23 protein-coding genes are annotated in these 24,768 nt (G+C 29.3%); all 23 read right to left on the bottom strand.

Going from position 1 to position 24,768, the window contains the following annotated elements; all coding sequences use genetic code 4:
• Positions 1 to 5 precede the first annotated feature (5 nt).
• Positions 6 to 563 (bottom strand): elongation factor P, encoded by a 558-nt coding sequence (gene efp / locus SAPIS_RS01860; protein ID WP_023789138.1) that lies wholly within the window; start codon positions 561 to 563, stop codon positions 6 to 8.
• A 62-nt stretch (positions 564 to 625) separates the two neighbouring features.
• Entirely contained in the window at positions 626 to 1,579 is a 954-nt protein-coding gene (fmt, locus tag SAPIS_RS01855; RefSeq protein WP_023789137.1) for a methionyl-tRNA formyltransferase, read from the bottom strand.
• Positions 1,572 to 3,662, bottom strand: a complete 2,091-nt coding sequence (locus tag SAPIS_RS01850; RefSeq protein ID WP_023789136.1) for a DUF2779 domain-containing protein — start codon at positions 3,660 to 3,662, stop codon at positions 1,572 to 1,574. Before SAPIS_RS01850 ends, fmt begins: the two co-directional genes overlap by 8 nt.
• A gap of 61 nt (positions 3,663 to 3,723) precedes the next feature.
• Entirely contained in the window at positions 3,724 to 4,365 is a 642-nt protein-coding gene (locus SAPIS_RS01845) for a hypothetical protein (RefSeq protein ID WP_023789135.1), read from the bottom strand.
• Positions 4,366 to 4,423: 58 nt separating this feature from the next.
• Positions 4,424 to 5,545: a tRNA 2-thiouridine(34) synthase MnmA gene (gene mnmA / locus SAPIS_RS01840; protein WP_023789134.1), complete on the bottom strand. Its 1,122-nt coding sequence runs from the start codon at positions 5,543 to 5,545 to the stop codon at positions 4,424 to 4,426.
• A 1-nt stretch (position 5,546) separates the two neighbouring features.
• Entirely contained in the window at positions 5,547 to 6,956 is a 1,410-nt protein-coding gene (locus tag SAPIS_RS01835) for a hypothetical protein (RefSeq protein WP_023789133.1), read from the bottom strand.
• A gap of 194 nt (positions 6,957 to 7,150) precedes the next feature.
• Positions 7,151 to 8,290, bottom strand: a complete 1,140-nt coding sequence (locus tag SAPIS_RS01830; RefSeq protein WP_023789132.1) for a DnaJ C-terminal domain-containing protein — start codon at positions 8,288 to 8,290, stop codon at positions 7,151 to 7,153.
• 56 nt (positions 8,291 to 8,346) lie between these two features.
• Complete coding sequence (gene dnaK / locus SAPIS_RS01825) at positions 8,347 to 10,125, bottom strand: molecular chaperone DnaK (RefSeq protein WP_023789131.1); 1,779 nt, start codon at positions 10,123 to 10,125, stop codon at positions 8,347 to 8,349.
• A gap of 17 nt (positions 10,126 to 10,142) precedes the next feature.
• Positions 10,143 to 10,718 carry a nucleotide exchange factor GrpE gene (locus SAPIS_RS01820; protein WP_023789130.1) on the bottom strand — a complete coding sequence of 192 codons (576 nt, stop codon included), beginning with the start codon at positions 10,716 to 10,718 and terminating at the stop codon, positions 10,143 to 10,145.
• A gap of 4 nt (positions 10,719 to 10,722) precedes the next feature.
• Entirely contained in the window at positions 10,723 to 11,742 is a 1,020-nt protein-coding gene (gene hrcA / locus SAPIS_RS01815) for a heat-inducible transcriptional repressor HrcA (RefSeq protein ID WP_023789129.1), read from the bottom strand.
• 58 nt (positions 11,743 to 11,800) lie between these two features.
• Positions 11,801 to 13,948: an ATP-dependent Clp protease ATP-binding subunit gene (locus tag SAPIS_RS01810; protein ID WP_023789128.1), complete on the bottom strand. Its 2,148-nt coding sequence runs from the start codon at positions 13,946 to 13,948 to the stop codon at positions 11,801 to 11,803.
• 224 nt (positions 13,949 to 14,172) lie between these two features.
• Positions 14,173 to 15,531, bottom strand: a complete 1,359-nt coding sequence (locus SAPIS_RS01805) for a M17 family metallopeptidase (RefSeq protein WP_023789127.1) — start codon at positions 15,529 to 15,531, stop codon at positions 14,173 to 14,175.
• A 126-nt stretch (positions 15,532 to 15,657) separates the two neighbouring features.
• Complete coding sequence (locus SAPIS_RS01800; RefSeq protein ID WP_023789126.1) at positions 15,658 to 16,470, bottom strand: MurR/RpiR family transcriptional regulator; 813 nt, start codon at positions 16,468 to 16,470, stop codon at positions 15,658 to 15,660.
• A 97-nt stretch (positions 16,471 to 16,567) separates the two neighbouring features.
• Entirely contained in the window at positions 16,568 to 17,332 is a 765-nt protein-coding gene (locus tag SAPIS_RS01795; protein ID WP_023789125.1) for a hypothetical protein, read from the bottom strand.
• 53 nt (positions 17,333 to 17,385) lie between these two features.
• Positions 17,386 to 17,889: an isochorismatase family protein gene (locus SAPIS_RS01790; RefSeq protein WP_023789124.1), complete on the bottom strand. Its 504-nt coding sequence runs from the start codon at positions 17,887 to 17,889 to the stop codon at positions 17,386 to 17,388.
• A complete protein-coding gene (hemW, locus tag SAPIS_RS01785) occupies positions 17,889 to 18,995 on the bottom strand; it encodes a radical SAM family heme chaperone HemW (protein WP_023789123.1) in 1,107 nt (368 codons plus the stop codon). The genes SAPIS_RS01790 and hemW overlap by 1 nt, the downstream gene beginning before the upstream one ends.
• Positions 18,980 to 20,572: an MSC_0882 family membrane protein gene (locus SAPIS_RS01780; RefSeq protein WP_023789122.1), complete on the bottom strand. Its 1,593-nt coding sequence runs from the start codon at positions 20,570 to 20,572 to the stop codon at positions 18,980 to 18,982. The genes hemW and SAPIS_RS01780 overlap by 16 nt, the downstream gene beginning before the upstream one ends.
• Before the next feature lie 30 nt (positions 20,573 to 20,602).
• Complete coding sequence (locus SAPIS_RS01775) at positions 20,603 to 20,866, bottom strand: TIGR04561 family membrane protein (protein ID WP_023789121.1); 264 nt, start codon at positions 20,864 to 20,866, stop codon at positions 20,603 to 20,605.
• 164 nt (positions 20,867 to 21,030) lie between these two features.
• The gene (locus SAPIS_RS01770; protein ID WP_023789120.1) at positions 21,031 to 21,522 is read right to left on the bottom strand and encodes a hypothetical protein; all 492 of its coding nucleotides are present in this window, start codon (positions 21,520 to 21,522) and stop codon (positions 21,031 to 21,033) included.
• Positions 21,523 to 21,607: 85 nt separating this feature from the next.
• Positions 21,608 to 22,342 (bottom strand): NAD(+) synthase, encoded by a 735-nt coding sequence (gene nadE / locus SAPIS_RS01765; protein WP_023789119.1) that lies wholly within the window; start codon positions 22,340 to 22,342, stop codon positions 21,608 to 21,610.
• Between the two features lie 3 nt (positions 22,343 to 22,345).
• The gene (gene obgE / locus SAPIS_RS01760; RefSeq protein WP_023789118.1) at positions 22,346 to 23,638 is read right to left on the bottom strand and encodes a GTPase ObgE; all 1,293 of its coding nucleotides are present in this window, start codon (positions 23,636 to 23,638) and stop codon (positions 22,346 to 22,348) included.
• 3 nt (positions 23,639 to 23,641) lie between these two features.
• Entirely contained in the window at positions 23,642 to 23,989 is a 348-nt protein-coding gene (locus tag SAPIS_RS01755) for a hypothetical protein (protein WP_023789117.1), read from the bottom strand.
• Positions 23,990 to 23,998: 9 nt separating this feature from the next.
• A complete protein-coding gene (locus SAPIS_RS01750; protein ID WP_023789116.1) occupies positions 23,999 to 24,748 on the bottom strand; it encodes a DUF3196 family protein in 750 nt (249 codons plus the stop codon).
• Positions 24,749 to 24,768 lie beyond the last annotated feature (20 nt).

The raw sequence follows: 24,768 nt of genomic DNA, 5'->3' as shown, positions 1-24,768 counted from the left end.
AGTTGCTAATTAGCTCTTCCTGAATATTTACCGTCATTAGTATTAACAATTATTTTTTCTCCATTTTTAATAAATAGCGGAACTTGTATTTCTAAACCTGTTTCAAGTTTTGCCTTTTTTTGGGCACCACTAGTTGTATCACCCTTTACGGCTGGTTCAGCTTCAATAATAGTAAGTTCTAGTTTTTCAGGAATAGAAATACCTAGCACTTCTCCTTCATATTCTGTTAATTTAACCATTGTTCCGTCTGTTAAGAATTTTAACTCTCAAGTTAATTTTTTAGAAGGTATTTCAACTTGGTCATAAGTTTCTGTGTCCATCAATACACAATTGGTTCCATCATTGTAAAGGAATTGCATATCTTTCTTTTCAATCATAGCTTTATCGACTTTATCACCACCGGTGAATGTTAGTTCAACTCTAGCCCCTGATCTTAGGTTTTTAACCTTGACAGTTACTTTACCTTGTTGTCTTCCTGTTTTAGAAAATGAATTTTCTAAAACAACAAAAATATTACCTTCATATAAAAACGTGCTTCCTGGTCTTAAATCATTTACTTGCATAGTATCTCCTCATATATCAAAATCTACATTAATTATATCTAAAAAGATTAAACTTTAAAATATTAACCTAAAATTAAACCCATTTTGAATGGTGAATTAGGTTGGTTGTAGCTACTTGCCACAACCATTTTTTTACCAGCTATTTGTAGTTCAAGAATTATGATAAATCCATTATTCGAAGCTACTACAATACCCTTATTATTTACTGAAGCTATTTCACCTGGTTGAAAAATTTTTAATGGCATTGGAAATATATCATTTTCATCTAACAATCGCGCGGATTTAATTCTTAACCTTTCATTACCTAGGAATGTAAATGCTATCGGTTTAGGGCTTAAAGCTCTTATAAAATTGCAGATATTTTCGGATGTATCATCTCAATTGATTTTCTCTTGTTCATTTGTTAAGTTATAGGCAAATGTAACTTTTTTCTCATCTTGTTCCATTCCTTTGATTTTGCCTTCTAAAATGTTAAATAAATGTTCTTCGATCATTTTTTTACCTAATATAGCCATTTTGTTGAATAGTATTCCTGAATCATCATTTGAGTCAATCTCAATTTCTTCTTGAACATAGACTTCACCAGCATCCATTTTTTTTATCATTTTCATTAAGGAAATACCGGTTTTCTTTTCGCCTTTCATAATAGCATATTGAATTGGACTTCCGCCTCTATATTTTGGCAATAATGAGGCATGTACGTTAATGGAGTTTTTAAATAATTCTAAAACTTTTGAAGGAATAAATTGCCCAAAAGCGCAAGTTATTAAATAATCCGCATTCAAGGCAACTATTTCATCATAAACATCTATTACTTTTGCTGGCTGTAGAAGTTTATAACCCTTTTCAATTGAATATGATTTAACCGGAGAAAAAGATAACTCTTTTTTTCTTCCAATAAGTTTATCTGGTTGTGTAATTACACCAACAATTTCTATATTTAATGTCTCTAGCCCTTTCAAAATACTGACAGCTATTTCTGGAGTTCCACAAAATATTACTCGATATTTATTCACTTAATCTCCTCTTCTCTAATATTTTTTCAATTTCTAATAGGTAATCCTTATCGTAGTCTTTAACATATTCTATAATTTTTTGTAAAACAACTACCATAGCTAATGTGTCTCTATCACAATAAGCAAGCATATCTGGTTTAAAAAGTTTGTCTCATTTTTCTTGACTAAAAGAGCCATCGATAAATTGTCTAAAAACCTGGCTAGCTTTGTCTCCTTTATTTATTCTCAAATCTTTATAACTTAATTTATCATCTAGCACTGGTTGGGTTCTTTTTATAGAAGAACTTCCCTTGAAATCTGGATGATAAATTAGTCAATTGTCTTGCCTTAAATTAAAAAAGTCTAATAAATCAATAGTGTTTTGTCTAATATATTTTAAGGGTTTAGAATATTTAGGATATTGGAAAATCAATGATTTTAAAACCATTCTTTCAAAGTGTTTATTATACGCTACATACTTACCGGGACCATAAGAAAAAGAGTCTTTGATGAATTTTTTTACAAAATTAGGTCGTGGGTCTCTCTGAAAATCTTCAATATGATTAAAGTGTTTCATTGTTTTATTAGGTTTTTTAAAATCAAATTTATCATCCAAAATTACATGTATAGAATATTGAAAAGGAATTTGTTGGTAAGTTTTTGATTCATTAAAATTAGGCATTGCTCATTTTGAGGTTTCAAAGTCATACATATAAATCGGATATTCATAATAATGACTTAATAAATCTAAAAGTATCTCATACCTTGTTAGGTCTATAATATCAAATGAATTTATTGTTTTGGTCTTAGCATACTTATTTGTCATTTTAATGATTCTGCAAATGACGTTATTAAAATATTTTTTTCCTTTTGAATCAACCCATTTTTTGTCTCATGGATCTTCAATATCTTCCATATACACTACATTTTTGGTGAAAAAGATTTCAGCAGCTTTTTGTTTAAAGCGCGTTATATCAAATAAAGTTGTTTTATTTTTGTCAATTCAACGAATAACATGGTGACAATAGACCTCTTTTTCTTTGAAGTTAGCGTTTTTGTAGTCTATACTGTATTTACCACACTTGATATTTGCTAATATCTTCTCATTTTCAAAAGAGTTTGAGATTTCAGAAAACAAATCTTCAACGTCTGTCTCATCAATAAAATTCCAAAAAAATTCTATAAAAGATGATTTATATTTCTTATCATAGAATCTGTCCACAATGTTAAAAAGTAAATCATAATCTATGTCACTTACTTCCTCATATTTTTCATCCATAACTATATTATCGAGTATCGGCTTTATATTATCATCATAACTAATAATTTCTTCTTCAACACTCTTATCAATCTCTTCTTTATCAACTAATCCTACACCTCTATAATAGTCTTTGTTTATCAAACATAAACTTACTTTGTCAACAAAATAACCAGCTTGAGTTAATACATAATATTGATAAAATAAATCGAAAATATGTTCTGTTTTACATTTTGAGGATGCTTTAACCTCTATAATTTCGACTCGATTGTTTCCCTTGTTGATCAAAATGTCACATCTTACTCGTAAATTGCCATCACATGCCTCGAATGAAGGTTCGAAAAGCATTTTACAATTTGAGTCATTTAATAAATCTCTTGTTTTTTGGATTGTATCTTTGTATCCTAATGATTGAAAATCAAAGTATGAATAAGAAGTATTTTCTGCAATATTTTCTTTATATAGTTTTTCAATGAAATACTCTCTTGCAGCTTGACCAATTTGATTACCATCAATGATAGTTTCAGCATCCATCGGCAATAACTCTAGTCCGTTAATGCTTTCCATCTCTTTCAAAATCAAATCTCTTTGTTCTATTTCTTCATCAGACAGATTATCACCTTTTAATAAGTGTTCATATAGACTTAATGGATCAAACCCACTAGAATTCTCAAAATCATCTTCATTGTTTATTTCATCATTCAAATAGCATTCATAAACTTTATTTTTTTTAAGTTTTAAAAAGCTATTAAAGTTTTCCAAACTATGATAAATTCAAGCAACTTTATTACAAGTTGTGAGATATCTTTTAAAATCTTCTTTTGTTACTAGGCCCTTTAATTGCATTAAAATTTCCTCCTATAGTTAATGATAATGAAAAATAACATACTTTCATTACGAAAATATGTTATTTGTTTCTTTTAGGCACAAACTTAACTGTAGTTGCTTTCACAACATCATCAATTTTGTTTGTATTATCTTTACGTTGTTTAGCTTTTTCTTCGCGTAAAGCTTGCATTTCTTCTTTTTCTTTTAGTTTTTGTTCTTTTGCTTTTTTAGAGTCTTCAATTTTCATTAATTTTCTTTCTTCTTTAGAAAGTTTTATTTTTTTCTCAGCAATTGCAATACGTCTTTTTGTATCTTCTAGATCCAATTCTGTATTAACTTGTCATGAAGTTGTGTATGATTTTTTACTAGCTTTAGTAGTAATTCCCTCAACTTCATATGCTCTTGTATACATTAATTTATTTGTTTTTGGCTCATACATTTGAACAACAACATCAAATACATCACGATATTTATACTCTGGTCCTTTTCTTGCGTATACTTTTTCATATTCTAATTTGATATTTTTCAAACTTTGTGTTTTTGCTAAATAGAATTTTATTTCATCTTTTACTACTCTTTTTCTATTTGCTTGCTCTTTTTTTTGCGCTTTTTTACTTGTTATCGATGAAACAATAACAAAAACTATTATAATAACAGCTACTACCCCAATAATGATTGAAGTCATCATGCTTGAAGAAAATAAATTTGGTGAATAATTCATGTGTTTACCCCTTTATTCTACAAAGTAATTTTATCTTACTTTAAATCATTTTTATTGTTTAACTTATAACTTTATCAATAACACCGCCGCCAATACAAACATCGCCATAATATAAGACTGCTTCTTGCCCTTCAGTTACAGCGCGAACGTCATCTTCATAATCCAGTTTAATTTTTTTGTCATCCAAAATAGTAACAGTAACTGATATATCTGGTTGACGATACCTAAATTTAGCAGTGCAGTTGAAAGTTTTTTCTTCAAAATAATTTTTGTAATCAACAATAAAATTCATATCAGTTATAATACACTGTTTCGACTTTAAATATCCATCATCAGACAATTTTGAAACGTAAAGTATTTTATTATCTATATCCTTACCTGCAACGTAATACGGTTCTTTTTGACCACCTAAGTTTAATCCTTTTCTTTGACCAATCGTATAGTACATTACACCAATATGCTTACCTAAAACTTTTTTATCTTTTATATCAACAATGTCTCCAGGTTGGTTTGGAATATAGTTTTGTAAAAAACTTGTAAAATTTCGCTCTCCAATGAAACAAATACCTGTTGAGTCCCTTTTTTCAGCAGTGGGTAAATTGTATTTCGATGCCAACTCTCTAATTTCTGATTTTTTATAATTATACAAAGGAAATAATGTTGATTCTAACTGTTTTTGTGTTAGTTGACACAAAAAATATGACTGGTCTTTATTATTGTCTTTTCCGCGGAGTAATTCAAATTGACCGTGACTATTTTTTCTAACACCTGCATAATGACCCATTGCAATATAATCTGCTTCTAATTCTACTTGAGCATAATTGAGAAACTTATCAAATTTAATATATTTATTACACAGTATATCAGGATTTGGAGTTCGTCCTTTTTTATATTCATCGACGAAATACTCAAAAACATAATCTCAATATTCTTTAATAAAATCAACTCTGTGAATTTTGATTTTCAATTTATCAGCAACTGCCTTAGCATCATTATAATCTTGTTCTTGGGGACATATATCGCCCTCAAATTTATTTCCTAGAACATCGTTATTTAAGGTACTATCTCAGTTACGCATAAACAAACCTTCAACATCATATCCTTGTTCCAACAAAAGAGCGGCTGTGACACTCGAGTCAACTCCGCCACTAAGACCAACTATGACCTTTTTTTTCTTCATTTTATTTACCTTTAATTCCTTTAGCTAATTTTTTTCTTTCTTTTCTTGATAATTTATTATTGTTTTTAACACTTTCAAACCATTCTTCAAAGTCATCAAAACTTGGTTTGTCAAGAGTTGCTTTATTTATATTTTGAGCATCAACAACTAGCTTATTAACTAATTGAGTAGTTTCCCCAGTTTGGTCAAAAAACTCTTGTTTTTGTTTTTCTTTATTAGGGTTAGTGTCTTGAGATTCAACAGCTTTATTGAAATCATCTGTGCTAAATGAATTATCGTAATCTAGATTATTAACTACTGGTTTAGGTAGACCTTTTTTGAGCGCTAAAAAACTATTGACTAAATCCATTGTCATTGATTTCTTTTTATCATTTACTATATCAAAAAATTGATCGATTTCAGTTGTTGTTGCTTTATCTCTTAAAGCTTTTTTGAAGCTTTCTTTTCTTAATTGTTTTTCCAAAACTCTTTGTTTTTTTAATTCTATATCTTGGTTATGCTTTTGTTCTAACATAGCTTGTTTACGACGTTTTTCTTCGAAGTCCCTCAAACGTTGTTGTTCTAAAAGTTCTTCTTTTTTTCTTAATAATGCTTCTTTTTGTCTCTGTATTTGTTCTTTTTTTTCTTGTCTTTGTAGCAACTCCTGATTTTTATTAAGTAACTCTTTTTGTTTATTTATTATTTCTTGTTGATGCCTAATTGCTTCAATCATTTGAACTTCAGCTTCTTTGAGTTTACGTGCCTCTTCAAAAACACCCATTGCTTCTCTTTCAAGTGTTTCTTTATCTTCTATTCTGGAGAAACCTTTTGTTTCATTTTTATTTCTATGTATATGTTTGTTGGCAAATGTACTATCATTACTTTTTGAGCGAGGTAAATATAATTTTTCATTATTGAGATGATTTTCCAGACTATGGTTTTTATTTAACTCTTTGTTTTCATATTTATCATATTCTCTAGAAGTAAGATTATAATTTTTATCAATACTTTCTTGATTTAAGTTAACATTTAATTTTTCAAGTAACTCTTCTTTTTGCAACTGTTCTTTTTGGTAACTTAGTTCTCTTAATTTTAATATTTCATTAGGTAGGTTAGATGGTCTACTATTGATACTTCGATCTAAAATATTAAGTGACTCAAATGTTCTGTCTTCAATATCATCTTTATTGAAATAAATGCTATTAGATTTATTTTTCTTCAAAAAATGTGAGTTTGCATTTTGCACTAATGATATTTTAGGCTCTGCCTTTTTTTTCTTTAAAGCAATTGTTTTATCAAAATCTAAGGAGATAGAAATACTGTCAGAGTTATCGTATCAAACATCTTCGACTGGATTAAAACTTTTTTTATTTGCGTTATCGTCATTGATTTCATTACGTTTGATTTGTAATACTTTTATTTTATCTGCCATAGTTTTTGTCTCCTTTTATTATTATACAATACATATTTATATTTTAGTCCATTAGTAAATAGGATAAACTTTAGTAAATTTACTCAAAAATTTTGAATGATTTAAAAAACCACTCTATAAATAAAATAAATTAATAGTGCCAAATAAATGTTTGTTAAGAGAGTTAAAAAAATATATCCATAACGGATATATTTTTAATTTTTGATATTATTGGAAGACTTGAACTGAGATATTTTTTGGATATCTTCTAAAAGTTCTTTTTCTTCTTTAGAAACTTCTTTTGGTATAACAATGTTGATTTCTAAAATCAAATTACCACGACTTGATGATTTAACACCTTTGAATAACCCGTGATTTTTCAAAATTAGTGTATCAAAGTTTTTTGATCCTTTTGCTATTTTCACATCCAATTGACCATCTAAACTATCAACTTTTATAGTATTGCCAAGTAAAGCATCCAAATATGAAACGTTTAGTTTTGCTTTAATATCATAGTTATTAACTATTTTTATATCACCTGTTACAGATAAATCTATATTAGCGTAAAGATGACCTTTTTCTCCACCCTCAACACTGTAATTTCCAACATTTCTTAAAACAATTTGTTGACCCGGAGTTAAACCTTTAGGTATAGGTAACTTGATTTTTTCGCGTTTTAAGCGAGCTCCCTCTCCCTTACAACTCTTACATGGGTTTTTAATTGATTTCCCTTTTCCTTTACACTTAGGACAAGTTTGTTGTGTTTGAAATTTAGCTATACCCATGTCTTGCAGGATTGTGACCACTCCGTGACCATTACATACCTCACAAGTGATAATATCGCTTGATGATTGGGCCCCAACACCATTACATTCATCACATTTACATACAAGTTGTAATTCTACTTCTTTGTCTACACCAAATAACAACTCGTTTAATGTTAAAGTCAAATCAACAACTACATCTTGACCACGGGCTTTTTTAGAATTGCGTGAGCTAAATCCTGAACTGCGTGAGCCTCTACCAAAAATATTAGAGAAAATATCTGAAAAGAAGTCGTTGCCACCACCCATATTTGAGAAGAAGTCACTAAATCCTGAGAAACCACCGCCAAATCCGGCACCCATTCCTTGAACTCCATCGTGACCAAACTGATCATATGTTTTTCTTTTTTGCTCATCAAGAAGCACTTCTGCTGCTTCTGTAGCTTCTTTAAATAACTCTTCGGCATTTTCTTCTTTACTTACATCTGGATGATATTTTTTAGCTAACTTTCGGTAAGCTTTTTTAATTTCATCTTCAGTAGCTGTTTTAGAAACCCCTAGAATTTCATAGTAATCTCTTTTTTTAGGCATATTGGGCCTCACTTCCTATCTTTAAAAAACAACTTTTGCGAAGTTGTTTTTTAAAACTATTTTTTATCTTCTTTATTTTCATCTACTGACTTTGTTTCTTCAGTTGTTTGTTGAGCTTGAGCGGCTGCCATTTCAGAAGCCATTTTCATAGCTTGCTCTAATTCATTCATTTTTTTCTCTAAGCCATCGTAATCTTCTTTTGCAATAAGTTCTCTAATTGATTTAGAAAGTTCTTCAGATTGTTTTTTCTGATCTTCTGGCATATCTTTTGTTGAATCTTCGATTATGTTTAAATAACTTTCTGCTTTGTTTTTTAACTCGATATTTTTACGTTTTTTGCTATCTGATTCAGCATTTTCTTCAGCTTCTTTAACCATTCTTTCAATTTCAGCCTCACTTAGACTTCCAGAGTTTGAAATTGTAATTGTTTTTTCTTCATTTGTATCTTTATCTTTTGCAGTTACCGAAACAATTCCGTTAACGTCAATTTTAAATGTTACTTCTATTTGAGGTACACCCTTTGGAGCAGGTTTAATTCCAGTTAATTGGAACTGTCCAAGAGATTTATTATCTGCAGCCATAGGTCTTTCACCTTGTAAAACGTTAATGTCTACTGCTGGTTGATTATCAGCTGCTGTTGAGAAAACTTGTGATTTTTCTGTTGGGATAGTTGTGTTTCTTTGAATCAAAGGAGTCATTACACCACCCATAGTTTCAATTCCTAAAGTTAAAGGGGTTACGTCTAATAGTAAAACATCAGTTACGTCTCCAGCCAATACTCCACCTTGGATTGCAGCTCCCATAGCAACAACTTCATCTGGGTTAATTGTTCTGTTTGGTTCTTTTCCTAATAATGATTTAACCAAAGTTTGAACAGCTGGTATTCTGGTTGAACCACCAACCAATAAAACTTGATCAATATCAATTGATTTTAGTTTTGCTTCTTTTAAAGCATCTTCAACAGGTTTTCTAGTTCTTTCAACTAAATCTTTAGTCATTTTTTCAAATTCACTACGTGAAAGTTTTGTACTAAAGTTAACTGGTCCATTTTCATTCATTGCTATAAATGGCAAGTTAATTTCTGTTTCTAACTGACTTGATAAGTTAATTTTTGCTTTTTCAGCTTCGTCTTTAAATCTTTGTAATGCCATTTTGTCATTAGAAAGATCAATTCCTGATTCTTTTTTTATTCCTTGACCAATTCAGTCCATGATTTTTTTATCAAAATCATCTCCACCAAGATCATTATCTCCTGATGTTGATAGTACATCATAAGTTCCATCTGCTAACTCTAGAATTGAAACGTCAAATGTTCCTCCTCCTAAGTCATAAACTAAAACTTTCATTTCTTTATCTTTTTTGTCGATACCATAAGCAAGTGCTGCTGCTGTTGGTTCATTTATAATTCTTTCAACTTCTAAACCTGCAATTTTACCTGCATCTTTAGTAGCTTTACGTTGTGCATCATTAAAGTATGCTGGTACTGTAATAACTGCTTTATTAACCTTTGTCCCTAGTTTATCTTCTGCATATTTTTTTATGTATCTTAATATTTCAGCTGATATTTGTTCAGGTGTATATTCTTTACCTTCTAATTTAACTTTTTTAGAAGTTCCCATGTCACGTTTAATTGATATCGCTGTATTTGGGTTTGTAACCGCTTGTCTTTTAGCTGCTCCACCAACTATAATGTCACTATTTTTAAATGCAACAACTGAAGCAGTAGTTCTTTGTCCTTCAGGGTTTTCCAATACTATTGGTTGTCCCCCCTCCATAATTGCAACAACAGAGTTTGTTGTTCCTAAATCGATTCCTATAATTTTTTCTTTTGCCATATTTTTATACCTTCCTTCTATTTTGCTACTTTAACAGCAGCATGTTTGATAACTCTATCATGTAATTTGTATCCATTTGATACCACTATTGCTATTTTTCCGCTTTCAACCTTGTCTGTTTCAACCTGTTCTATTGCAGAGTGAATTTCAGGATTTAAATCGTCACCAACGTTTACTGTAATCATTGATACACCTGCATTCGCTAATGCTTGATCCATTTGATTTATAATCATTTCAAATCCCATCAAGTAATTTTTAATTTCAGGATTATCAGGAGTTGATTTCAAAACACTTCTAAACATATCGATAGCAGGAATAATTTCTGTGGCTATTTTTTCACCACCATATTTTCTTACTAGTATGCTTTCGTTTTGAAATCTTTTAACCGTATTTTGATTGTCTGCAATTGCCATTAATCTAGATTCCTCTAGCTTTTCAACTTTATCAATTAAGTTTGCAAACTCTAACTCAAGTTTATCTAAGTTAGAAAGTTCTTTTTCCTTTTCATCTTTTTCCTTGACAGGCTCAACTTTAAATTCTTTTTTTATTTTTTTAAATAAATCCAAAACGTTCTTTTGTTCGTTTTTGTCCATCGTATTATTCTCCTTCTTTGAATTTGTCTTCTATTTTTTTGCTAATCCATTCTAAAAGATCAGAAACTTTATCATATTGAATCCTTTTAGGTCCAATTAAAGCCAGAGTACCTTTTCCCCCACCTTCTGTGGGGAAGTTAGTACCAACAACTGCTATATCATCGTTTCCTAGACCCGTCTCAAAACCAATTGCTACTGATGCCTTGTTGGCGTTTTTATTTTGAGAATTAAACCATGCAAATGGCGAAGTACTCTCTATAAACTCTATAATTTTTTTTATTTTTATTGGGTCATTGAATTCAGGATTCTCAAGTAGATACTTAACACCACTTGTTTTAGATTGTGAAGTACCTGTATGTAAAAGTGCATTGATAAAAGTTTGGAGAATGAATTCATACTTTTTAACCTGTTGTTTTAAAACTGGAATGATAGCTTTTGATTTAAATTCTATCTCTGAGATTTTTGAGTTAACAAGTCTTTCATTAAAAAGATCAATTGATATTTTTAACTCTTTCAAAGTTACTTTATCTAAGTTAACAATCTTATTTTCGATTTGACCATTAGACAAAACGAAGACTACTATTGAACTAGAACCAGACAATGGTACTAATTCTACTTTAGATAATACAACTTCTGTTGTGTTTCTAGATGTTGCTACAACAGTTGCTAACTTTGTCATTTCACTTAATATCAATGAAGTTTTTTCTAGAACTTGATCAATAGTAGAACCTCTTGTTTTAAAAATATTTTCTATTTGAAGTTTTACTTCTTCCATATCATTCGACTTCATGAGGTGATCAACATAATATCTATAACCCTTTGTAGAAGGAACTCTACCAGAAGAAGTGTGTGCTTTTTCTAAGTAACCTTGTTCTTCCAGAAATGCCGATTCATTTCTAATTGTTGCAGAAGATATGTTAATTGATAGTACTTCTTGAATTCTTTTTGATCCAACAGGAGAAGCTGATTTAATATATTCTTCGATAATGGATTGTAGAATTTGTTCTTGTCTTTCAGTTAACATATTAACCTCCTTAACAATTCTCTTTAAGTTTATCAATAGCACTCTAAATATTCAAGTGCTAATTTAATTTATTTGATGTAGAGATAACAAATCTACCATCTTGTACATCTATAACATAGTTTCTTTTTGGTTGTATGTCATTTGATACAATTGCTCTTGCTATTACTGTCTCGATATTCTTTTCTATGTATCTCTTAAGTGGTCTAGCACCATATTCTCTAATATAACCTTCATCAGCGATTTTTTTGATAGATTCCTCAGTGAAGTTTATAATATATTCATTATTTTCATAAACTCTATCTTTGAGTTCACTTAAAGTTTTTTCTATAATTTCTCTAATGATGTCTTTTGATAATGGATTAAATCTTATTACATTATCAATTCTATTTAAAAATTCTGGTCTAAAGAATTTTCTTAATTCTCCTTCAATGACCTTTTCGTCTACTAGTTCGTTTTCTGTTGACATAAGATATTCTGAACCAATATTTGAAGTCATAATTATTATTGTATTTTTAAAATCAATAGTTTTACCTAGTGAGTCAGTTATACGCCCATCATCTAAAACTTGTAGTAATACATTAAATACATCAGGGTGTGCCTTTTCAACTTCATCAAATAATACTATTGAATAAGGTGTTCTTCTAACAGCTTCTGTTAATCTACCACCCTCTTCGTACCCAACATATCCTGGTGGAGAACCAATCAATTTAGAAACAGATTGTTTTTCCATATATTCACTCATATCAAGTCTTATCATTTTTTTCTCACTACCAAATAACAACTTAGCTAAGCTTCTAGCCACTTCGGTTTTTCCAACACCAGTAGGTCCTAAAAACAAGAAACTTCCTATAGGCTTACTTGGATCTTTAATTCCACTTCTACTTCTTAATATTGCATCTGCAACAGCTTCTATTGCTTGATTTTGTCCTTTTACCATTTTTCTTAAACTTGTAGGCAAGCCTAATAGTTTTTCTTTTTCAGATTCCATTAGATTTTCAGTAGCTATTCCAGTTCACTTAGCAATAATAGATGCTATTTCTTTTTCTGTTACTTCCTCAGAAAGTAACTTGCTTTCATCTTCAACAATAGCTTGTTTCAATTGTTTCTCAATCACAGGTAAAAGTGAATATTGAATTTCACCAGCTCTTTGGTACTTACCTTCTGATTGAGCTTGTTCAAGTTCTAATTTTAGTTGACCCATTGTTGAGCGTAGCTGATTAATTTTTTCATGAGCTTTCTTTTCTTCTTCTCATTTATCATTTAATAATTTTTGTTTTTCTTTTAAAGCGAATAATTCTTTTTCGTTAATAGCTGCTCTTTCAAGAGACTTTTCATCAGTCTCTTTAGATAATGCAGCTCTTTCTATTTCTAATTGAACTACTCGTCTATTTATTTGATAAAGTTCAGTTGGAACAGACGCAAGTTCTGTTTTGATTGTTGCGCTAGCTTCATCGACTAAATCGATTGCTTTGTCTGGTAAAAATCTATCTGAGATATATCTATTACTCAATTGAGCAGCTGCTACTAAGGCGTTATCGTGAATACGTACACCATGATAAGTTTCAAACTTCTCTTTTAATCCTCTTAATATTGAAATTGTTTCCTCCACTGTAGGTTCTGAAACATACACTTTTTGAAACCTTCTCTCAAGAGCTGCATCTTTTTCTATATATTCTCGGTATTCTTTAAGCGTTGTTGCTCCAATGGCTTTTAATCCACCTCTGGCAAGTGATGGTTTAAGAAGGTTAGAGACATCCATTCCACCGCCTCCACCAGTTTTACCTGCACCAACTATAAGATGTAATTCATCAATAAATAGTATGATTTCACCATTTTCTTTTTGAATGGCATTCACAATTCCTTTAATTCTTGCTTCATAGTCACCAAGGAAGCTTGCACCAGCCATAACACTACCCATATCTAATTCTAGGATACGTTTATTTTTAAGTACACTTGGAACATCTCCTTTATTAATTCTTTGAGCAAGCCCCTCTGCAATAGCTGTTTTACCTACACCAGGCTCACCTATTAAAACTGGGTTATTTTTTGTTTTTCTACTTAATATTCTGATGACTCTCATTATTTCATCATCTCTACCTATAATAGGGTCAATTTTTCCTTCTTTCGCGTCCTTTGTCAAATCCCTAGTATATTTACTTAGTATTTCAGGATCATTTAAAGGGTCTGGTCTTTGTGTAAAATCCATAATCTATTCCTCCTGATTAGCACTCTTATAGTGATATTGCTAATCATTAATATATTGACATTTTGTTTTAGCATTGTCAACAATTAAGTGCTAATTTTTTTTTTTTTTTTTCACCAATCTAGCTAAAACAATAAGAAAACCAGCCAAATATTCTTGCATAAAATCACAAAAAAAAGGCTTATGCCTTCTTGTTTTATTCAATAACTTATAGATGATATTATATATTAATCGAAATTAGGGTTATTATTCAAAGAATCATTGTAAAAGGTATTAATTAATCCTCTAACTGAGCTTCCGGTTGCTCTATTTTCTATAGAATGAGTTCCTGAAATATCTAAATGTATAAAGATAACATTCTTTGGAACAAACTCATTTAAAAAAGCCGCTATAATAGATGGATTATTACTATCTATATCTTTTGGACTACTTGTATAGTCTGCTAGAACAGAATTTTTAATTGAGTTTTTAGTACTTCAATGAATTGGTAAAATCCATAAATCCTCACCAACTAAGTTAAAATACTTCTCATAAATTCTTGCTCTTTTAATATTATTAGTGAAACACCCTGTTATATGCTTTCCTAAAACGGTTTTCATAGAGCTTCCTAAAGTGGCGATTGTAATTATTTCCCTTGGCTTGTATTCGGTGCATGCAAACGAAATTAGATCAGCTAGCACTATTCTTCCTTTTAAATTATTATCTTCAATTTGAATAGTTTTTTTATTGTGTGCAATAACAATATCACCCGACTGTATAGAGTTTATGTTATTAATTTTCTGCATTATTGGAATTAAACAAACAATATTTAGTTTCAAAGATAATTTACTACAAGCATCGATTACAGCAAATGCATTAGTAGCACCACTTTTATCTAACCTTAATATAAATTCGTCAATATTATATATGTTTATAGATTCGTCACTCGAAGTAATTCCTTTGCCGATTATAACAATCTTTTCCTTAGAACAAGTGTCACCATTGTATTCAATTACAAGAACCCTAGATTCTTTGTTTATGGCTAACAAACTAGCCATTCCATAATCTAATAACTGTTTTTCATTATAGGTCCTTAATGAAAGATTTTTATTTAAAATACAAAGTTTTTGGAGGGTTTTGTAAAAAATATCTGTATCTCCTTCTAAATTTAAAACACTGTCTGCTAAATTACAGGCTAAATTTTGAGCTTCATAGCAGACTTTTAAAAAATTAAAATAAACAAAGTTCTCTTCAGTAAAGTTGCTTTTATAAAATCAAAAGTTTTTAGGTTTATTCTTGTTTATGGTTTTCTTTGAATATCTTTTCCCATAATTTGAATAAACCAAATTAAATAGTACCGCAAAAGTAGAATTTAAATCTTTGTCTGCTATCAAATTAAAATCCAGCACAACATTAGAACTAATATCCATTACTAGATCATTAATAACATTATATTTTTCAGATAATGTTTTATTTTTTAAATAACTCAAATTGAAATAATTAAGATTATTCTTTTTATAAAAAACAAATTCCTTTGAATCCGCATCTTTTTGAAGAATAACTTTTTCTATATCTGATGGCAAATCTTTAACAATAAATATTTTCATAATTTTCTCCTTGACTCAAAAGTTGAGCAAAATGAGGATTGATTAGTTCTTTTAAAAAAATAAAGGTTGCTTAATCAAACCTGTAAAATTTAGTTCCTTTATTAATAATTGTTTTAAATAATATATTTAATCGTGCTTCTCAGGTAAGTGGTTTAACAATGAGGCAAATACAAGATTCAAGATTTGAAATAATCCCTCACCTCTCAAACTATATAAATTTCAAAGCTGACTTTCATTAGATTCAAAAGTTAACATCATATCTATATTTGGATCTTCGAGTGAGTTTTTCTTTGTACCTATATGAAGTCATTTTGCATTGTTACTTTTGGCCAACTTACCAATAGAAAGAACGGATTTATTCAAGTTTGATAGAGAAATAGTAATAAACAGGTCATCTTCATTAGAAATATTCCCTAAGGAAATTAAAGTTCTGTAATCTTGTTCTAAAAAACAATTTAATCCAAGAGCAACCAATTTATTTTTAAAATCAATAGCTTGGTTGTAATTAATATTAGAAGCTGCTATGATTATTTTTTTCGCATTTTTAATAAGAATAGACGAAGCTTCAATTTTGTTTTCATAAATCAGCGACTTGATAGATTGTCTTTGAAATTTTAAAATTGAGAAATAAAAATCATAAAATTCATCTAAATCTTTTCTGTATAAATTACGGATTACTATTTCATGATTGGAATATATATAGTTATTATTTAAGTCGTTAACCACTTTTCTAAACTCTGCAAATCCTTGAAAGCCAAGGTTTCTGCAAAACCTAAAGATAGTAGCTTTGCTTTGACCAGTACCTTCAGATATTTCTTTTAAGTTTATTTTTTCACTGTTATCTAAATTTTCTAATAAATATTTAGCTATCGTTTTATTATGTTGATTCATATCAGGCATGCTAATTTTAATAAGTTTAAATACACTTCTTAACTCCATCAAACCACTTCCTTGCAAACATATATTAACTAAATATAAAAAAATACCTACTTTTTTTTAAAACTTAGAGTTTTTTCAATAGTAAGTATTTGTAAATTTAGTTCAAATATGCTTTTTTTATATTTTTTCTAATGAATAAACAAATCATTTGCATAAAAGTAGAAAAAATAATCTTGTCCATTTTTTTTCTTTTTCTTGTTAAATTTTTTTCTTTCGTTAATAACTCTTTTTCCAAGAGAAACATTTTTATTGGTAAATAAGAACCTTGATTGTTCATCAACCGCTCATTCGTATCTTCAAACGAATCAATCATTTTAATTTCTAGAAGATCCTTTAATACTTGTTTTTCTTTTTCAATGAAAACAATTCCCATATCTTTCAATATATCAAAATCAAGTAATAATAGTGCCATGTTTCAATCAAAATTATCTTTATTTTTTTTGTTATGCAAATTATGCCTTTCTTTTTTATCAATTGTTAATCAAAGATTAGGGTCATAGCGTATTTGATTAGTGAACAGTTTACAAGCTGCTTTTAATCTCACGAACTCTGCTATAAGGTCCAAACCTTCAAAATGCTTTTCAAATATGTTAACCGTTTGTTTTTTAATTATATAAAGTAAACCTTTTAATATGAAACTATTTTCAAAATCTTCGTTAATTGCTTTACTCACCTTTTTAAAACAGACATTCTTGATAGCATCTAACAATAATAAATCATATTTTTTTTCTATCCTAGTTTGCGGTTCGTTTAAAAAATCAAGTGTTAGTGGTATTGGATTTGTCTTATTATTTGTTGTTAATAAATGTAAAAATATATAACTACTTGATAAATTTTCATACGTATTTATATTTTTCTCCATAATAAGCCCCCTATAATTACTATCGTGACTTTACAGATATGTTAACAATATTTTTATGGAATAAATTTGAAGTTTTTATCTAAGGGTTTACATAAGTTCTCATTAACTATTGAATTATATCCGAACTTTTTCGCATCTAAATATGTTTCTTTAACACAAACATCGAGCGCCAAACCACAAATTTCGATGAAGTTTACATTTCTTTCAATAAGTCAATCATTCAAAGTTGATTCAACATTTTCAGAAACATAAAAAGCGGAATAACTATCCGAGAAGCGATCAGTCCCTTTTTTAATTATCAAGTCTGCATCACTAGCATCAACATAAAAGTTTGAACCATTTTGGTCAGCCAAACAATGCTTACCTCATAAATCAAAAGATACATGATTATTTGGATGGAAGTCACCTGAAAAAACAATGTAATCGTTGGAAGATTTGTAATATGCTATTCTTTCTAAAATTCCTTTTTTTAAAGTTTCACCACCATCAACATATAATTTTCCGTTAGGATCAGCGAAATCAAATTGATAATCTACTACAAGCAATACTTTTTTCATTATAAAAAATCTATTAATATCTCGTTTAAAATATTAAATCCTTTCGTTGTGCATCTTAATTTGTTATCTACAATTTCTAAAAGATTTTCTTTTACTTTCTTTTGTATTAAATCATAAAAATGATTATAAGCATCAATGTTTTTGTTAACAGTAATATCAATGCCGTCAATCATTCTTAAACCCATCATTAGGATTTGAAAATAATAATCATCGGTAGTAAGTTTTTCATAGTTTTTGGAATACTTATCTACTTTCCCCTTGTTGGAAGTTAAATAATAATCGCCATCAATTTGTTCAAAACCCGTAGCACCTACTCCAACACCAACAAAAAGGGAGTTATTTCAATAGCTTGTATTGTGTTTAGAATATGCTCCATTTAATGCGTAATTAGAAATCTCATATCTTTTATAACCTAATTTAACTAAACCTTCATTAACAATATCGTCAAATAATTCATCATTGTCTGGTAATTTAAGTTGTTTTTTTCCTCATGCTGAATCTTCTTTCATTATCAATGAATACCAAGATATATGTTCTGGTCTTAAAGATTCAATATAGTTTAAATCATTTTCAATATGTTCTTTCGTTTGATCAAATAAGTTGTACATCAAATCAATACTAATATTGCTAAAGCCAAAACTTCTTGCTAACTTAAACTTTTCTATCGCCATTTTATTATCGTGGATTCTACCTATTTTTTTTAATAACTTATTGTCAAATGTTTGAACTCCTATACTTAGACGATTTATATGATAGTTCTTATAAATCTCTAGTTTCGATTCTGTTAGGGATTCAGGGTTAATCTCAATAGTATATTCAAATTCAGTCTCTTTGACAAGTGGTTTTAATATCTCACATAACTTAATTGTTTGCTCCTCGTTTAAGCAACTTGGTGTTCCACCACCAATATAGATGGTTTTAATAAATTTTAGTTTCTCGCCATAACTATTTATTTCAGATTCTAAATTCTCTAAGTAATTAAAAATCGCTTTTTCCTCTTTTGGTTTAATAACCTTTACAAAATCACAAAAAAAGCAAATATGTTCACAAAATGGTATATGAACATATAAGCTTTCAATTTGTCTATTTTCTATTTTGCTGCTCATGGTTTAAGTGATAACCCTTTTTTCTTTCTAAATATCAATCAAGGAATAACGATTACAAATAATATTAAGGCCATTGTAACACAAAATATAATTAAGCATCTTCTATTAGCTCTTTTTTTGATTTTAGTTATTTCTTGTTGTGGAATTATTTCATATCCATAATATGAAATAATATTATTCTTTCTAGATCTTGATGTGATTATATTCAAAATATGTGCAGATAGCATTACCAATAAAACAATTATATTAACAGTGATATCTGATGAAAATGATTTTGTAACTTTACCGATTTCCCAGAAAAAGAAATGTAATGGTTTATCACTATCATGCATAGCTTGGAAACCGTATAAAATACCCAAACTTATTGAACCACAAATATAAGTTGAGAATGCAATTCAATTAATATAAATACTTCTTGATAATAAAGAACGATAATTTCTAGTTATAAAATAAGGCACTTTTTCGATTCCATAAAGTAATCCCTGTTCATATTTCTTGACATTAGAATGAAGCAGAGTGTAATCAGATGTACTTATACCAAAGAAACATATCGATATGATAAGAAAAAAAATCGAAAAGAACGGATACATAACTTTTTCATAGTTAAATCCAAGTCATTTTGAGTCTTTTACACCAATTGTTTTGTAATAAATAGCTAACATAAATGATGTGACAATTATGCCAATAGTTCCTAATAAAAATAAAGCAAAGATTCGTAGCTTCTCACTTCTTATTTCACGGCCAATTGCCGCTGGTATGATGTTAGCTTTTTTCATTCTTGCTTTATAACTTAAATCATTGTACTGATTATAGTTATTTGAGGGTTGCATGTTATTGTTATAATTTTGATTATATACGTATTGATTATTTTGGTTATAAAATTGTCTATTATTTGTGAATTCTTTATAACCATAATTCATATTATTGGCTGCATAATGTTGACTATCGTATCTTATTTGTTCAGGAAAATTAGGTTGAAATTGGGGTTGAGCACCATAAATTAAATTAGGTTGTAATTGATTATGGTAGATATCATCTTGAACATATCTATTTTGATAAGGTACATTTTGAGCATAATTATTTGGATTGTAATCATTTTTTTGTAAAATGCTTGCTTCATTATTATAAAAGTTATAGTTTTCTTCAACTGGTCTTGGTGGTATTTGACCTCCATAAACATCTTGTCTTGGTTGGTAGTAGTTATAAGGTTCGTAATTTAGATTCTGTATATTAGCATTTTGGTAGTTGCTTGGAGGTGTCATTTGGTTGACATTTGCATATTGTTGCGATGCATTGAACTGTTTATTATATGTGTCAACTTCTTTTTCTCTCGAAGTGTTATTTCTTGGTAAATAATAACCATCGGTCATATTTTTTTGATTTACAAGGCCATTTTGGTAATTAGCAAGTTCATTATTAAAAGTACTATTAAACTGAGGCGTTGAGTTATTAAATTGTTGAATGTTTTGATTAAATCCATATCCATTATTTGAATTAACGTCAAAAGCACCAACATTATTATGTTGGTTCTTACTTTCTTTGTCTACAGTAGATTTAAAAACATTGAATAAACTCATAAAAAACCCCCTTTTATGAGCTGTAATAAATTATTTTTGAGATTTCATATATTTTTTTATTTTAGCCAACTCAATTTCAAAGTCATTTCTTAGTTGTTCAAACTTTTCTAATCTTTTAAAATCCTTAGCGGTTACTTCAGTTTTTTCGTATAAATACTTTCTATTTTTTTTCAATAAAACGAAAATATATAAAATTAAAGAAGTTAAACCAATTATAGCGAAAATTAACAAAATAACCCATAATTGAACTTCGAAATTTAATACTTTAAAAACAGTACTGCTAGCTAATCACATATACGATCACCTTTATATTAAAGCCCATAATTGCAAACTACCCTATCTACAATCAATAAAATATTAACATAATTGAAGTTCATATTTCTATAAATTCTATCAAAAAAAATAGTTTTCAAAGTTATCAACATTAAATAAAAAAATTCCATAAATATGGAAATTTTTTATTCTCAACTAGCTACTAATGCATCAATAATATCGTTTTTTCATTCAATAACGTCTAGGTCATTAACAAAGAAATCAATGAATTGATCTTTAAAAGTAACGATTAAGTTAGCTGAAAAGTCTGATGCTTCTATTTCTAACTCTTTTAATTTATTAATTATTTCTTCTGGATATTCAGGATTAAATGCGATTGATTCAACGCAATCTTCTGCGAAGTCCTCTGCATTATTTTCATCCTCTAATGCTCCCATTAATGCTGCATAAATTTCATCTTCGCCAACTTCATTAGCTTTAACTTCTTTTGCGATATCTTCTAAAGAGCTACCGCTTTCTTTTAGTTTTTCATAAACATTTTCTATTTCTTCTCCGAATAAAACGACTGCAAAGTACAAACTCATTCCAGCAATTAATTCTTCAAACATTTTATCAGCTGTTTCGTCAGGTAAACTGTCGATATACTTGCTAATTTCATTTGCTTGGGTTTCTGTCATATATAATTCTCCTCATATGTTTTATTATCTAATAAAATTATAACTTAGTCTATCAATTTACCAAAATATATTTTGTTACGCACAATTAAGGTCGTTTTAAAGTTGGAGGAACGGGTGCACTAGTTCTCTTATGACTAGATATTTTATGTAGATATTTTATTCGTTCCTCAACATCCATTGGAACAGGTTTGCCAAGTAAATAATCGTCTATTAAATCATAACCAAAGCCTATTTCTTCTTCATCTGTTTGATTTTCTCATAAACTAGCTGTTGGAGCTCTATTTATGATACTTTCTGGAACTCCTAATATTTTAGCAGCTTCCTTAACTTCCCTCTTCAAAAGATGAATTATTGGTAACAAATCAACCCCACCATCTCCGAATTTAGTGAAGTAACCTATATGTCATTCATCGGCATTATCAGTACCCAAAACCAAATAATTTTTGGTTTGTGCTATTGAATAAAGTGTTGTCATTCTTAGTCTTGCTTTTGAATTTGCTAATGCTAAATTACTTTGTTCAACCCCACTAGCATTAAGAGCTAATTTGATAGTCTCAAAAGTATTTGTCAAATTTACGTCTATACAATTTAGGTCGAGTTTTTCTATCAACTCATTTTTACAATTTTCATCCAACACCGATGAATTACATGGCATTCACACTGTCAAATAGTTATCTGGAAAAGCTTTTTTAGCTAATGCTGCAACAACTGCACTATCTATACCACCACTAATTCCAACAACTAAACCAGAAACTCCTGTATTTTTAACGGTCATTCTAAGTCAATCAACTACTTCATTTAAATACTTTTCTAAATACATAATTTAATCCATCCATTCTAATTCAATATCATAAATTTTAACCAAGTCACCCTTTTTAGCGCCTTTTTCTCTGAGTAAATCATAGGCCCCGATACGCTTTAACTTTTCATTGAATAATAATAAATTATCGTGAGTGGAGATAGGAGTTTTTTGGTATATTTTATAAACATCTTCACCTTCAATCATTCATTTTCCATTACCTAAGTTTTTAACCTTAACGTCTTTGGTATCTCCTTCAAAGGTATAAAGTTTAAAGTCAGCTTTTTTTTCATCGGGAATTAACCACAAGGGTTCATCTTTAACAACTTCTAACAAAGAACCGATTTCCATTAATAATTTATCGATATTATACTTATTCAAACCCGAAACTTCAATTATAGTTTTGTCTTTATACTTTTCTTTAAAATAAAGCAGATTGATTTCAGCTTCTTCAATATCCATTTTGTTTGCAACTATGATCTCAGGTCTCTTTTCAAGATTTAGGTTGTAATTTAGAAGCTCCTTTTTTATCAATTCGTAATTTTTTATGACATCTTCAGAAGCATAATTACCAGACATATCAATCACATGACAAATAATTTTACATCTTTCAATATGTCTCAAAAATTCATGACCTAACCCTTTACCAAGACTAGCGCCTTCAATAAGACCTGGTAAATCAGCCACTGTGAAGGTTCTACCTTTTTTATCTCTTGTAACCCCTAGCTGTGGGTTCAATGTTGTAAATGGATAATCAGCTACTTGTGGTCGGGAGTTTGAAATTGCTCTAAGCAACGTTGATTTACCAGCATTTGGTAAGCCAACAAAACCAACATCTGCTAAGACTTTTAATTCTGCTTTGATATTTATATTAACTCCTGGGTCACCGGCTTCAAAAATTGTTGGTGCCTTATTACGTGAGTTAGCAAATCTTGCATTTCCACGGCCACCCTTTCCACCTAAAGCTAATACTTGTCTTTGCTCATTATGGTCGAAGTCTGCTATTATTTCGTTTGTATCTGCATTGAACAAAACAGTTCCAACCGGAACTCTAACTACTATATCTTTACCATTTTTCCCATGCATATTTTTAATATCACCCTTGTAACCATCTTCAGCAATATAATACTTTTGCAATTTCAAATCTAATAGTGAAGACTTTCCTTCATCTGCAACAAAAATCACATCGCCACCTTTTCCACCATCACCACCGTTTGGTCCCCCGTTTGCAACATATAATTCATGACGAAAAGAGACGGCACCATCGCCACCTTTTCCAGATTTGATATTAAAATAAGCTAAATCTACAAACTTCATTCTTTATTCCTCTTCAATTGAAGAAATTTGTATCTCTCCATCTATTAATTGTTGATAACAATTATCGCAAGCAAAAGTTGGCATCCCAATAGATGCATTGTAATCATCAACTTCTTGTCATGCTTCTATTGGATCTTCCATCAGTTTATCTAGTTCTTCATCAGAAATGCTTGGATTATTTTCTAAAGCGTCAAAAGCCAAATCCCCCAATGATTTTGGTGAATTTGATGCCACATATCCTATTTCATCGATTCCACAAACTGAACAAGTTATTCCAAATAATTGCATCATTATATTTTTTGTGTCGTGAAACTTTATGAAGTCTTCTTCGTTAAATGTTGTTTTTTTCATGTTTTTCTCCTAAAATAAATTATCAAACTCGTTTAATAATATCATTGCTTTTTCATAATTGTAATCAATATTTTCGAAATCTTTTAATTCGTTATTTATTCCTAATGAATTTTTTGCAGTCATAATTACGCACACCAAAATTTCATTGATTCCATAACCTTCAAACTCAAAGTTGGGAAATATACTGTAAAGATATGATTCTGCAATATGTTTACAAATATTAAATAATGTTGGATTTTTATCATAAACCAAATTATTTAATTTTATATCGACCTCGTTGATAACCTGATTAAATTTTGAAACATCAAAAGTAGCGGGGTTTATATTAAATGACTTAGCACCTTTTTTTACAACTAAATCTACATCTAGTTTTTGTTCTAATAAAACCAAAATTAGAAAAGTTTTGAACTCATCCTTAACAAGGTCAGAAACTAAATAATCTTTAATATCAGGCAGTATCATTCTTGCATTAAAACTACGCAAAGCGTCGAAAGCTAGTAATTGAATTTCTTGGTCTAATACTTGCTTCATTACAGAAGATATTTTATTTAATGTTCAAATAGAACCATCGTTATTTAGTTTTGAAGATAGTTCGCTCTCAAGATCTTTCAAATAGTTTTGCAATTTACTTTCTATATCGCTAGGTATGTAGGGTACACTTAGTTCTTCTTTTATTAATTCCAGTGCTTTCTCAAAATCTCTGTTCTTGATATTCTGTTCAATCATTAAAATTAGATTATCGTAAAAATTTGCACTCATCAAACCACCTACTAACACAA

Source organism: Spiroplasma apis B31, from assembly GCF_000500935.1.
Classification (GTDB): domain Bacteria; phylum Bacillota_I; class Bacilli_A; order Mycoplasmatales; family Mycoplasmataceae; genus Spiroplasma_A; species Spiroplasma_A apis.
This window is presented reverse-complemented; position numbering and strand designations above follow the sequence as displayed.